The sequence below is a fragment of the Streptomyces sp. NPDC046122 genome (assembly GCF_056429965.1).
The window spans coordinates 93,022-105,207 of sequence record NZ_JBWKLQ010000006.1 but is presented as its reverse complement, the minus strand read 5'-3'; the positions used below and the strand labels follow the sequence as shown (position 1 = coordinate 105,207).

The window sequence follows — 12,186 nt, the reverse complement described above, 5'->3', positions numbered from 1 at the left end:
CTCAGGCCGCGGGGATGCGGAACGTCTCGCCGTACATCCGCCACACCAGCGGCGGTTCGAGGCCGAGGTTGCCGGCGCGCAGGAACACCCGCTGCGCGGTGTCGATGCGCGATGTGTCCTTGTGCGCCCTCTTGACCTTCATCACCGCGCGTCCGGCGTCCAGGAAGGCGTTCAGATACGCCTGCTCCCCACCGCCCTCGGCGACGGTCCTCGCGGACCGCATGGCCTCCTCGCGGATGCCGTAGAAGCCCTTCGGGCCGACGCCGGGGCCGTGCAGCACCATCGCGTCGTAGTAGACGAACTGGCCCAGGGTGCCGAGGCCGTCCATCTTCGCCATGCGGACGGCCGGCCGGAAGTAGATCCGGTCCCGGGTCTCGTCCTGCGCCCTGCGGAAGGCCGGGCTCTCGGCGGCCTTCGCCCACGCCGCGCGGAAGCCGGGGTCGAGGCCCTCGTGGGACGCGGTGCCGTCCACCGCGCGCAGGGCGGGCAGGTAGCGGGCGAGCGGGTTGTCCGGGTGGTCCTCGGTGTAGTCCTCGACGAGCTGGAGCATGTCGTTGGTGCCGGAACAGAAACCGATGACGCCGGCGGTGTAACCGCAGCCGTCGCCGATGTCCTCGATGGAGCCGTACTGACCGCGCCAGTCCAGAGTGGAGTTCTCGGCGCTCGCCACGATCTGCGAGGCGATCTCCTTCTTGGCCGGGGCCGCGAGGCCGGCCGGCATCCGGGCGATCCGCCGGTCCAGTTCCTTCTGCTCCCGTATTTCCTTGTCCGTCCGCTTCTTCGGCCCGGCCGTCTTCGGGGCGCCGGCCTTGGCGGGCGCGTCGGGTTCCGGCAGTTCCGAGCTCTTGCCGCCCAGGACGAGGGAGACGGCTATGGCAAGCGGAGCGCCCACGAGCGCGAGACGGGTCAGTGGTTTCACGCCGCACAGCGTACGGGGCGGCCGGCCGGGCGCCGGCCCCGCTCCCCGGCACAGCCGTACCGCGATCGGCCCCTGCCGAAACGGCTGCGCCGCCACCCGGTGCAGGACGTCCGTGACGCGGCCTGCGCCGTGGTGACGGCGTACAGCGGGTGGCGGCGGGGGCCGCCGGGGGTCAGGAGGCGGCGCGGGCGGCCATGCGGGCCTTGCGCGCGGCCAGCTTCTCGTCGAACTTGCTGGCCTCGGTGTCCAGCCCGTTCATGTAGAGGCCGAGCTCCTCCTGCGCCTTGAGGCCCTCCGGGCCGAGTCCGTCGATGTCCAGGACCTTCAGGTAGCGCAGGACGGGCTGGAGCACGTCGTCGTGGTGGATCCGCATGTTGTAGATCTCACCGATCGCCATCTGGGCGGCGGCGCGCTCGAAGCCCGGCATGCCGTGTCCGGGCATGCGGAAGTTCACGACCACGTCGCGCACGGACTGCATGGTCAGATCGGGGGCGATCTCGAAGGCCGCGCCCAGCAGGTTGCGGTAGAAGACCATGTGCAGGTTCTCGTCGGTCGCGATGCGCGCCAGCATGCGGTCGCAGACGGGGTCGCCCGACTGGTGACCGGTGTTGCGGTGCGAGACGCGCGTCGCGAGCTCCTGGAAGGCGACGTACGCCACGGAGTGCAGCATCGAGTGCCGGTTGTCCGACTCGAAGCCCTCGGCCATGTGCGCCATGCGGAACTGCTCGAGCTTGTCCGGGTCGACGGCACGCGAGGTGAGCAGGTAGTCACGCATCACGATGCCGTGCCGCCCCTCCTCCGCCGTCCAGCGGTGCACCCAGGTGCCCCAGGCGCCGTCGCGGCCGAAGAGGGTGGCGATCTCGTGGTGGTAGCTGGGCAGGTTGTCCTCGGTCAGCAGGTTCACGACGAGCGCGATCTTGCCGATGTCGGTGACCTTCGACTGCTCCGGCTCCCATGCCTGTCCGTCGTCGAACTGGCCCGGGAAGTTCCGGCCGTCGGAGAACGGCACGTACTCGTGCGGCATCCAGTCCTTGGCGACCTTGAGATGGCGGTTGAGTTCCTTCTCCACCACCTCTTCCAGCGCGTACAGCAGTCGGGCGTCGGTCCACGCGTCCGAACTGCCGAGTTGGGGAGAGGTGATCGTCACGGGTGCTCCTGGGGACGGGGGCGGGGGGCATGAAGTACCTACGGCCTCGTAGGTTACGAGACCGTAGGTTAAGGGAGTCGTAAGACCTGAGCCAACCCCTCGCTCGCAATGTCCCGTTACGTTCAGTTATGCACGCAGGTCAAGCGGTCACAGGGAGAGACATGTCACGCCCACGCCGACATCCCCAATGGCCCACAATCACTCGGAACAGCTACATTCCTCCCCCTTCCCCTCGTGCCCGAGTTCCAGCCGCCGCGTGATCCGGATCGACTCCAGGAACGGCTCGTCGTGGGACGCCACGATCAGCGCACCCTCGTACGACCCCAGTGCCTGCGTCAGCCGGCGCACGCTCGCCATGTCCAGGTTGTTCGTCGGCTCGTCCAGCAGCAGCAGCTGCGGCGCCGGCTCGGCCAGCAGCAGCGCCGCCAGCGTGGCCCGGAACCGCTCGCCGCCCGACAGGGTCCCGGCCGGCTGATCGGCCCGCGCCCCCTTGAACAGGAAGCGCGCCAGTCCGGCCCGCACGGTGTTGTTGGTCGCCGACGGAGCGAACCGTGCCACGTTCTCGGCCACCGTCAGGCCGTCGTCCAGTACGTCGAGCCGCTGTGGCAGGAAACGCAGCGGTACGTGCGTCAGCGCCTCGCCCGCGACCGGTTCGAGCTCCCCGGTGATCGTGCGCAGCAGCGTCGTCTTGCCCGCGCCGTTGCGCCCGGTCAGCGCGATCCGCTCGGGTCCGCGCACCTCGAACTCTCCGGCGAGCCCCGCCCCGTGGCGCAGCTCGAGGTCGCGCAGGGTCAGCACCCTGCGCCCGGGATGCACGGTCGTGTGCGGCAGCACGACGTTGATCTCGTCGTCGTCGCGCACCGCGTCCACCGCCCCGCTCAGGCGCTCCTTCGCCTCCGCCAGCTTCTCGGTGTGCATGATGCGGTGCTTGCCCGCCGACTCCTGCGCGGCGCGCTTGCGGGCGTTCATGACGATCTTCGGCTCGCGCTTGGTGTCGTACATCTTCTGTCCGTACCGCTTCCGGCGGGCCAGCTTCACGTGCGCGTCGGCCAGCTCCTTCTTCTGCCGGTGCACGTCGGCCTCCGCGACGCGCACCATGCGCTCCGCGGCCTCCTGCTCGACGGCGAGGGCTTCCTCGTACGCCGAGAAGTTGCCGCCGTACCAGCGCACATCGCCGTCCCGGAGCTCGGCGATCTGGTCGACGCGCTCCAGGAGCTCACGGTCGTGGCTGACCACGACCATCACGCCCGACCACGCCTCGACCGCGGCGTACAGGTGCTCCCGCGCGTGCCGGTCCAGGTTGTTCGTCGGCTCGTCGAGGAGCAGTACGCCGGGACGGCGCAGCAGCAGCGCGGCCAGCCGCAGCAGGACCGACTCGCCGCCGGACACCTCGCCGATGGTCCGGTCCAGGCCGATCCGGTCGAGGCCCAGCTGGTCGAGAGTGGCGCGGGCGCGCTCCTCCACGTCCCAGTTGTCGCCGACGGCGGTGAAGTTCTCCTCGGTGGCCTCGCCCGCCTCGATCGCGTGCAGGGCGGCGCGCGTGGAGGCGATGCCGAGGGCCTCGTCCACACGCAACGCGGTGTCCAGAACCAGGTCCTGCGGGAGGTATCCGACCTCGCCGGTGACCTGGATCCTGCCTGCGGTGGGGGCGAGTTCACCGGCGGCGAGCCGCAACAGGGTCGACTTGCCGGATCCGTTGAGGCCGATGAGCCCTGTCCTGCCGGGGCCGACGGCGAGCTGGAAACCGTCGAACACGGGTGTTCCGTCGGGCCAGTTGAACGAGAGCGCGGAGCAGGTGAGGTGAGTGGGGAAGGTTGACAAGGCGGCCTCCGGTTGCGGGAAACGAGCTGGGGCAACGGTGGAGACACCTGGGGCGTGGGGCGACGTACGGCTGCGCCGGGACGGGGCCGCGGAACGGCGAAAGAGGGCCCGGTCGGGTGAAGGACGGCTCACGTGCCGAGGTCGCACACGGCGCGCGCAGACGGAAGCTGCACAGCGCGGGTGTCTCAGGACCTCAGACGAGCAACGTCCCACTCCGATCGACGACAACAGGGCCACAGCCAAAGTACGCCGCGGCCCCGTGGGGCGCCAACCGATTATTCGCCGGCCCTCACAGCGCGTCGCGCAGCAGTTCCGCCAGGTCGTGGTCGACGTCGAGATGCAGGTGCTCGCCGCCGGCGGGGACGAGCGCGTGCGTGCGCTTGAGGAACCGGCGCAGGTCGGCGGTGCGGATGTGGACCATCGCGGTGCCCTCCGCGGCATGGAACTCGAATACGGTCCGTCCGTATCCGTACGGCCGCACCTGCACGTCTCCCAGGCCGGCCCGGGACTCGATGCCCGCCTCCAGCAGCTCGCGGGCGAACGCCCAGGACACCTCGACGCCCTCCAGGGTGGCGGACGGCGGGAAGGCCATGCGTACGGCGAACGGGTCCGAGCGGTTGTACCGCAGGGTCGCGGCGACCGTCTCCGCCCGGGGTGTGGACGAGATCAGACGGGCCTGCACGGCTTGCTCAATCACGGGAGGCAAGACCTGCTCCCTCTCACGGTTCGGTTGATGCGTCCTGTCACAGGTTCAGACGTAAGAACAACGAAATCCGTGCATGCGCGGATCGTGTGACCTGCGTCACGGTGACGGTGTCCGGGACGCGCCCTGGACGGGGTGACGGCCGTGGACTAGCTTCCAGCGCCATGAGGGGCATGGGGAAGACGAGACGGATGGTGTCGCTCGGACTGTGCGGCGCGGCGCTGGCCGCCGCCCTGGCCGCACCCGCACGGGCGGACGCGCCCGCGCGGCCCGGGCCCGGCTGGCAGCTGACGGACACCGGCAAGGGGGACGTACGGTTCCGCGGCCTCTCGGCGGTCAGCCGGCAGACGGCGTGGGTGGCGGGTGCCAAGGGCACGGTGCTGCGTACCGGGAACGGCGGCCGGAGCTGGCGGAACGTATCGCCCCCGGGCGCGGAGGGCCTGGAGTTCCGCGACATCGAGGCTTTCGACGGCCGGCGCGCGGTGGTACTGGCGATCGGCGAGGGCGAGGCGTCGCGGATCTTCCGCACGGACGACGGCGGCGCCACCTGGACCGAAAGCTTCCGCAACACCGACCCGAGGGCCTTCTACGACTGCGTCACCTTCTTCGACAGCCGCAACGGCCTCGCTATGAGCGACCCGGTCGACGGTAAGTACCGCATCCTGTCCACCGGCGACGGCGGCAGGTCCTGGCGGGTTCTGCCGGACGCGGGCATGCCGGCCGCCCACGCCGGGGAGGCGGGCTTCGCGGCGAGCGGCCAGTGCCTGGTCAGCGCCGGGCCGCGGGACGTGTGGCTGGCGACGGGCGGCGGCGCGACGGGCCGGGTGCTGCACTCCGCCGACCGGGGGCTGACCTGGACCGCCACCGAGGCCGGCATCCCGGCGGGGGACCCGGCGCGGGGCGTCTTCGGCCTCGCCTTCCGCGACCGCCGCCACGGGATAGCGGTCGGCGGCGACTACCGCGCGGGCCAGGAGTCACCGAAGGCGGCGGCGCTGACCGGCGACGGCGGCACCACCTGGCGGCAGTCGGCGGCCCCGCCCCCGGCGTACCGCTCGGGCGTGAGCTGGCTGCCGCACACCAAGTCCGGCGCCCTCGCGGTCGGCCCCACGGGCACGGACCTCACACGGGACGGCGGCCGCACCTGGCGGACGATCGACACCGGCTCGTACGACACGGTCGACTGCGCCCGCGACGGCGCCTGCTGGGCCTCGGGGGAGAAGGGACGAGCGGCCCGCCTGCACCACTGAGACGCCCAACTGCACGACCGCACAGTTGCCGGCGCGTCACCGCCCCCGAAGCCGGTGGGCCCTGCCGCCCGGAACGGCGATCCGCACCGCGCCCGAAGCCGCCGCCCCGCCTACGCCGTCGGCAGCTGCTGCCGGTAAGGGGCCAGTTCCGGCGCCGTCTTCGTCGCCACGAACTCCGTGATCCGGTACCCGCACACCCCCGCCACCGCGAACGGATCCGCAGCCGCGATCTCCTCGATCCGCGCCCGGTCGTCCGCGACGGCCAGGATCACCCCGCCGTCACGCGGCTGCTTGCGACCCGAAGCGATGAAGACCCCCGCCTCGTACTGCGTGTCCAGCCATGCCACATGCGCTTCCAGCAGCTCGTCGACGCGCTCTACGGGTGCGGTGTAGGTCAACTCCAGTACGAACATGGCCGTCAGGCTACCCCGTACGCTCTGACCACTATGAAGAGCCTGCGTACCCCCGCCGACGAAGCCGAAGCCCGTGCGATCCAGGACGAACTGCGCACCCGCGTCGTCCTCGACGAGCCGGGCCCGCCCCCCGGCACGGGGCTGGTCACGGGTGTGGACGTGGCGTACGACGACGAGCGCGACGTCGTCGCCGCGGCGGCGGTCGTGCTCGACGCCGCCACGCTCGCCGTCGTCGAGGAGGCCACCGCGGTAGGCCGCGTCGCCTTCCCGTACGTGCCCGGACTGCTCGCGTTCCGGGAGCTTCCGACCGTGCTGGCGGCGCTCGAATCGCTGTCGGCCGACCCCGGGCTCGTGGTCTGCGACGGCTACGGCCGGGCGCACCCGCGCCGCTTCGGCCTGGCCAGCCACCTCGGCGTCGTGACCGGCCTCGCCACCATCGGCGTCGCCAAGAACCCCTTCACCTTCACCTACGCGCAACCGGGCCCGCGCCGCGGCGCGGAGTCCCCCCTCGTCGCCGAGGGCGGCGAGGAAGTGGGCCGCGCGCTGCGCACCCAGGACGGGGTGAAACCGGTGTTCGTCTCCGTCGGCCACCGGGTGGGCCTGGACAACGCCTGCGCGCACGCCCTGCGCCTGGCGCCCGCCTTCCGGCTCCCGGAGTCGACGCGCGCGGCGGACACCCTGTGCCGCCGGGCCCTCGCCGACGCGATCGGTGCCGGTTTCGGAACAACCGCGTAACTGAGTACCTGTACTGATGTTTGAACTGCCGTAATCGGACAGAGTGTTCGTATGACGATCAATCCGCACCCCGAGTACCCCACGCACCCCGGCCCTCCGCGAGCGGTCGAGTCCGTGACCGTGCACCGCGCCGGCCGGCGCATGAACACGGTCATCCTGGTCGGCGGCCTGGCCGCGCTGGGCTGGACCGGCGGAATGATCTACACGCTCGCGGGCTGGTTCACCGGCCACTGACCCGGGCCGCACGCGTCACCCCCCGCACGCGCAGCCCCCACCGCACTCCGCGTCACCCCCGCACGGCCGCGACCCGGAACCTCAGCCCGGCCGCCGTCAGCCTCTGCAGCAGCGCGTCGCCCATCGCCACCGCCGGAGTGACCTGCCCCGACGTCGGGGGCAGCTTGTCGAAGGCCAGGCACAGCACCGACTCGGCCAGCATCTTCGCCGTCTCGCCGTAGCCGGGATCGCCGCCCGACACCTCGGTGAAGACGCGGCGCCCGCCGCCCTCGCCCACGAACCGCACCGTGAACCAGCTCCGGCCCCTGCGCTCCGCGTCGGGACCCGACCCCGCCGCGTACCGGTCCATGAGCCACGCCCGCGCCGCCGGAATCTGGGCGAGCGCCGCGGCGGCTCCCACCGCCGCCACCCCGCCCACCGCGACCGGCAGCCACTTGACCGACGCGTAGTGCCGGTAGCGGAAGTCCGGACCGTAGCGTTCCAGCGCGGCCGCGGAGCGGGCCACCATCTGCGGGTCGATGGTCGGCAGCGGCAGCGCCCAGGTCCCCGTCTCCCGACTGCGCCGTGCCGCGCCGATCGGGGCCCGCGCGCGCCGCCCCACGAGCCTCGGCTCCCACATCCGGCGCTCCCGCGCGGCCCGCAGCGTCTGCCGCCCGCGCCCCAGAGCGGTCAGCGCGGAGGCGAAGGTGCCGCCGGAGAACATCGCGTTGGAGCGGACGAAACCGTCGATGCGCAGCGGAACGCCCTCCGGCAGCTGCTGGACGGTGAAGTACACGCCGAGGTCGTGGGGGATCGAGTCGAAGCCGCACGCGTGCAGGATCCGCGCCCCGGTCTCGCGGGCCCGCGCGTCGTGCGCCAGGTACATCCGGTCGGCGAACTCCGGCTCGCCCGACAGGTCCGCGTAGTCCGTGCCCGCGTCGGCGCAGGCGGCGACAAGCTCCTCGCCGTACAGGACATAGGGGCCGACGGTCGTCGCCACGACGCGCGTGCGGGCGGCGAGTTCGCGCAGCGCGGCCGGGTCGGACGCGTCGGCGTGCAGGACGGGGAGGGTCGCGCAGGCCGGATTGACCTCGACGAGCCGTTCGCGCAGTTTCTCCAGCTTTGCGGGGTTGCGTCCGGCTATCGCCCAACGGCAGTCGGCGGGTGCGTGCGCGGCGAGATACTCCGCGGTCAGCTCCCCGACGAACCCCGTGGCGCCGAAAAGCACGATGTCGTACGGGCGATCCGTTCCGCCCCTGCGTGGAACCGTCTCGGTCATGGGGGCAGAGAGTAGCGGTGATCCCCGATAAAAAGAACTAAGCGCTTGCTCGCCCAAAGGGCTTGTGCAGAGTGGAACGCGTTCTTAGCATCATTGATGTTACATCAGTTGTGTCACAGTGCTGGGGGCTTGATGGCAGGGACAGGGAACGGCCCGCTCGCCGGAGTGCGCGTGGTGGAACTGGCGGGCATCGGCCCCGGTCCGTTCGCCGCCATGCTCCTCGCCGACCTCGGCGCCGACGTCGTCCGGGTGGACCGGCCCGGCGGCGCGGGTCTTGGCATCGATCCGGCGTACGACCTGACCAACCGCAACAAGCGCTCGGTGATCGTCGACCTCAAGTCGGCGGACGGTCCGGACCGGGTCCTCGACCTCGTGGAGCGCGCGCACGTCCTCGTCGAGGGCTACCGCCCCGGTGTCGCCGAGCGCCTCGGCGTCGGCCCCGACGCCTGCCTGGCCCGGAACCCGCGGCTCGTGTACGGGCGGATGACCGGCTGGGGCCAGGAGGGTCCGCTCGCCCAGCGCGCCGGACACGACATCGCGTACATCGCCCTGACCGGCACCCTCGGCATGATCGGCGCGGCGGATGGACCGCCCACGGTCCCCGCCAACCTCGTCGGCGACTACGCGGGCGGCTCCCTCTACCTCGTCGTCGGCGTCCTCGCCGCGCTCCAGCACGCCCGCACCGAGGGCGGCACCGGACAGGTCGTCGACGCGGCCATCGTGGACGGCGCGGCCCACCTCGCCACGATGATCCACGGCATGCTGGCGGCCGGTGGCTGGCAGGACCGGCGGGGGGCGAACCTGCTCGACGGCGGCTGCCCCTTCTACGGCGCCTACGAGACGTCCGACGGCCAGTACATGGCGGTCGGCGCACTGGAACCGCAGTTCTACGACCGGTTCACCGCGCTCCTCGGCCTCGACGAGGCGGCGGCGGGAGCCCGCGACGACCTGACCCGCTGGGACGAACTGCGCGAAAGCGTCGCCGCCCGCTTCAAAGCCCGGACCCGCGAGGAGTGGACCGCCGTCTTCGAGGGTTCGGACGCCTGCGTCGCCCCCGTGCTGTCCCTGCGCGAGGCCCCCTCCCACCCGCACCTCGCCGCGCGGTCCACCTTCGTCACCCACGGCGGCCTCACCCAGCCCGCGCCCGCCCCGCGCTTCTCGGCCACCCCGGGCGTCGTGCACAGCCCACCGGCGCTCCCCGGAGCGGACACGGCCGAAGTGGCGCGCGAATGGGACGTACCCAGCATCGAGAAGGCCGGCCGCAGGAGGCAGCGTTGAAACGTCAGATCTTCACCCCGGAGCACGAGGCGTTCAGGGAGACCGTGCGCACCTTCCTGGCCAAGGAGGTGACGCCGTACTACGAGCAGTGGGAGCGGGACGGCATCGTCAGCCGGGACGCGTGGCTTGCGGCGGGCAGGCAGGGACTGCTGGGCCTGGCCGTTGCGGAGGAGTACGGAGGCGGCGGGAACGACGACTTCCGCTACAGCGCCGTACTGGCCGAGGAGTTCACCCGGGCGGGCGCGGCCGGGCTCGCGCTCGGCCTGCACAACGACATCATCGGCCCGTACCTCACCGGGCTCGCCACCGACGCGCAGAAGCGGCGCTGGCTGCCCGGCTTCTGCACCGGCGAGACGATCACCGCCATCGCGATGACCGAGCCGGGCGCGGGCTCCGACCTCCAGGGCATCCGCACCACCGCCGAGGACAAGGGCGACCACTGGCTGCTCAACGGCTCGAAGACCTTCATCTCCAACGGAATCCTCGCCGACCTGGTGATCGTCGTGGCCAAGACCTCGCCCGAGGGCGGTGCGAGGGGCCTGTCCCTGCTCGTCGTGGAACGCGGTGCCGAGGGCTTCGAGCGCGGGCGCAACCTCGACAAGATCGGCCAGAAGTCCCAGGACACCGCCGAACTGTTCTTCCACGACGTACGCGTCCCCAAGGAGAACCTGCTCGGTGAGCTCAACGGAGCCTTCGTCCACCTGATGACCAACCTGGCCCAGGAGCGCATGGGCATCGCGGTGGCCGGGATCGCCGCCGCCGAGCACCTACTGGAGATCACCACGGCGTACGTCAAGGAGCGCGAGGCGTTCGGGCGGCCGTTGTCCAAGCTGCAGCACATCCGCTTCGAGATAGCGGAGATGGCCACCGAGTGCGCCGTCACCCGTACGTTCCTCGACCGCTGCATCGTCGATCACTCGAACGGGGAACTCGACGCGGTCCACGCGTCGATGGCCAAGTGGTGGGCCACCGAACTCCAGAAGCGCGTCGCCGACCGCTGCCTGCAACTGCACGGCGGCTACGGCTACATGAGTGAGTACCGCGTCGCCAAGGCATTCACCGACGGCCGCATCCAGACGATCTACGGCGGCACGACCGAGATCATGAAGGAGATCATCGGCCGCTCGCTCCTCGCCTGACCCGCCTGACCCGCCGGACCGGCCTGACCCGGCTGACCCTCCTCGCTGTCTCGTCACCCCCGAAAGGCTGCTGTCTTGAGTACCGAAGCGTTTGTGTACGACGCGATCCGCACCCCCCGCGGTCGCGGCAAGGCCAACGGCGCCCTGCACGGCACCAAGCCGATCGACCTGGTCGTCGGCCTCATCCACGAGCTCCGAAGCCGCTTTCCCGGCCTGGACCCGGCCGCCATCGACGACATCGTGCTCGGCGTCGTCGGTCCCGTCGGCGACCAGGGATCCGACATCGCCCGGATCGCGGCCATCGCGGCCGGTCTGCCCGACACCGTCGCCGGCGTGCAGGAGAACCGCTTCTGTGCCTCCGGCCTCGAAGCGGTCAACATGGCGGCCATGAAGGTCCGCTCCGGCTGGGAGGACCTGGTCCTCGCAGGCGGTGTCGAGTCCATGTCACGCGTGCCCATGGCCTCCGACGGCGGCGCGTGGTTCGCGGATCCCATGACCAACTACGAGACCGGCTTCGTCCCCCAGGGCATCGGCGCCGACCTCATCGCGACCCTCGAGGGCTACTCGCGGCGCGACGTCGACGAGTACGCGGCGCTCTCCCAGGAGCGGGCCGCCGAGGCGTGGAAGGACGGCCGCTTCGCGCGCTCCGTCGTCCCCGTCAAGGACCGCAACGGACTGACCGTGCTCGACCACGACGAGCACATGCGGCCGGGCACCACGGCGGACTCCCTCGCCTCGCTGAAGCCGTCGTTCGAGACGATCGGGGAGCACGGCGGCTTCGACGCCGTGGCGCTCCAGAAGTACCACTGGGTCGAGAAGATCGACCACGTCCACCACGCCGGCAACTCCTCCGGCATCGTCGACGGCGCCGCGCTCGTCGCCATCGGCTCGCAGGCGGTCGGCGAGCGCTACGGGCTCACCCCCCGTGCCCGCATCGTCTCGGCGGCCGTGTCCGGCTCCGAGCCGACGATCATGCTCACGGGCCCGGCGCCCGCCACCCGCAAGGCGCTGGCCAAGGCGGGCCTGACCATCGACGACATCGACCTGGTCGAGATCAACGAGGCGTTCGCGGGCGTCGTCCTGCGCTTCGTCAAGGACATGGGCATCTCCCTCGACACGGTCAACGTCAACGGCGGCGCCATCGCCATGGGCCACCCCCTGGGCGCCACCGGCGCGATGATCCTCGGCACGCTCGTCGACGAACTGGAGCGCCGCGACCAGCGGTACGGCCTGGCCACGTTGTGCGTCGGCGGCGGCATGGGCATCGCCACCGTCGTCGAGCGTCTCTGACC

General features: G+C 71.5%; 12 protein-coding genes. 6 read left to right on the top strand and 6 right to left on the bottom strand.

The features are described from left to right. Position 1: 1 nt before the first annotated feature. From AC07FK_RS18545 to ssgD, 4 genes are all read right to left on the bottom strand, one after another. Positions 2-910: a chitosanase gene (locus tag AC07FK_RS18545; RefSeq protein WP_479106187.1), complete on the bottom strand. Its 909-nt coding sequence runs from the start codon at positions 908-910 to the stop codon at positions 2-4. A 181-nt stretch (positions 911-1,091) separates the two neighbouring features. Beyond that, entirely contained in the window at positions 1,092-2,066 is a 975-nt protein-coding gene (locus tag AC07FK_RS18540) for an acyl-ACP desaturase (protein ID WP_479105967.1), read from the bottom strand. 198 nt (positions 2,067-2,264) lie between these two features. After that, positions 2,265-3,887: an ABC-F family ATP-binding cassette domain-containing protein gene (locus tag AC07FK_RS18535; protein ID WP_479105966.1), complete on the bottom strand. Its 1,623-nt coding sequence runs from the start codon at positions 3,885-3,887 to the stop codon at positions 2,265-2,267. A gap of 289 nt (positions 3,888-4,176) precedes the next feature. Then, a complete protein-coding gene (gene ssgD, locus AC07FK_RS18530; protein WP_479105965.1) occupies positions 4,177-4,593 on the bottom strand; it encodes a spore wall synthesis regulator SsgD in 417 nt (138 codons plus the stop codon). A 161-nt stretch (positions 4,594-4,754) separates the two neighbouring features. Between ssgD and AC07FK_RS18525 the strand changes: the two genes are divergently transcribed. Beyond that, positions 4,755-5,837 (top strand): WD40/YVTN/BNR-like repeat-containing protein, encoded by a 1,083-nt coding sequence (locus tag AC07FK_RS18525; RefSeq protein WP_479105964.1) that lies wholly within the window; start codon positions 4,755-4,757, stop codon positions 5,835-5,837. A 110-nt stretch (positions 5,838-5,947) separates the two neighbouring features. Here the strand turns inward: AC07FK_RS18525 and AC07FK_RS18520 are convergent, their stop codons facing one another. Continuing rightward, complete coding sequence (locus AC07FK_RS18520; RefSeq protein ID WP_479105963.1) at positions 5,948-6,250, bottom strand: YciI family protein; 303 nt, start codon at positions 6,248-6,250, stop codon at positions 5,948-5,950. 33 nt (positions 6,251-6,283) lie between these two features. Between AC07FK_RS18520 and AC07FK_RS18515 the strand changes: the two genes are divergently transcribed. Together AC07FK_RS18515 and mmpA are read left to right on the top strand one after the other, a co-directional pair. Continuing rightward, on the top strand, positions 6,284-6,985 hold the full coding sequence (locus tag AC07FK_RS18515) for an endonuclease V (RefSeq protein ID WP_479105962.1): 702 nt from the start codon (positions 6,284-6,286) through the stop codon (positions 6,983-6,985). 51 nt (positions 6,986-7,036) lie between these two features. After that, positions 7,037-7,219: a morphogenic membrane protein MmpA gene (mmpA, locus tag AC07FK_RS18510; protein WP_479105961.1), complete on the top strand. Its 183-nt coding sequence runs from the start codon at positions 7,037-7,039 to the stop codon at positions 7,217-7,219. 52 nt (positions 7,220-7,271) lie between these two features. On the opposite strand, the gene AC07FK_RS18505 is transcribed toward mmpA, so the two are convergent. Continuing rightward, positions 7,272-8,477, bottom strand: a complete 1,206-nt coding sequence (locus AC07FK_RS18505) for a saccharopine dehydrogenase family protein (RefSeq protein ID WP_479105960.1) — start codon at positions 8,475-8,477, stop codon at positions 7,272-7,274. A 132-nt stretch (positions 8,478-8,609) separates the two neighbouring features. Here AC07FK_RS18505 and AC07FK_RS18500 point away from each other — a divergent pair, with 132 nt between their 5' ends. The 3 genes from AC07FK_RS18500 (at position 8,610) to AC07FK_RS18490 (ending at position 12,184) form a co-directional block, all read left to right on the top strand. Continuing rightward, the gene (locus AC07FK_RS18500) at positions 8,610-9,755 is read left to right on the top strand and encodes a CaiB/BaiF CoA transferase family protein (protein WP_479105959.1); all 1,146 of its coding nucleotides are present in this window, start codon (positions 8,610-8,612) and stop codon (positions 9,753-9,755) included. Next, the gene (locus AC07FK_RS18495) at positions 9,752-10,894 is read left to right on the top strand and encodes an acyl-CoA dehydrogenase family protein (RefSeq protein WP_479105958.1); all 1,143 of its coding nucleotides are present in this window, start codon (positions 9,752-9,754) and stop codon (positions 10,892-10,894) included. The genes AC07FK_RS18500 and AC07FK_RS18495 overlap by 4 nt, the downstream gene beginning before the upstream one ends. Before the next feature lie 75 nt (positions 10,895-10,969). Beyond that, a complete protein-coding gene (locus AC07FK_RS18490) occupies positions 10,970-12,184 on the top strand; it encodes an acetyl-CoA C-acetyltransferase (protein WP_479105957.1) in 1,215 nt (404 codons plus the stop codon). The last annotated feature ends 2 nt before the right edge of the window (positions 12,185-12,186 follow it).

Excerpts from the sequence above, each read along its gene's own strand:
- AC07FK_RS18525 (WP_479105964.1), top strand. The coding sequence starts at position 4,755 with ATGAGGGGCATGGGGAAGACGAGACGGATGGTGTCGCTCGGACTGTGC.
- AC07FK_RS18515 (WP_479105962.1), top strand. The coding sequence starts at position 6,284 with ATGAAGAGCCTGCGTACCCCCGCCGACGAAGCCGAAGCCCGTGCGATC.
- AC07FK_RS18520 (WP_479105963.1), bottom strand. The coding sequence starts at position 6,250 with ATGTTCGTACTGGAGTTGACCTACACCGCACCCGTAGAGCGCGTCGAC.
- mmpA (WP_479105961.1), top strand. The coding sequence starts at position 7,037 with ATGACGATCAATCCGCACCCCGAGTACCCCACGCACCCCGGCCCTCCG.
- AC07FK_RS18505 (WP_479105960.1), bottom strand. The coding sequence starts at position 8,477 with ATGACCGAGACGGTTCCACGCAGGGGCGGAACGGATCGCCCGTACGAC.
- AC07FK_RS18500 (WP_479105959.1), top strand. The coding sequence starts at position 8,610 with ATGGCAGGGACAGGGAACGGCCCGCTCGCCGGAGTGCGCGTGGTGGAA.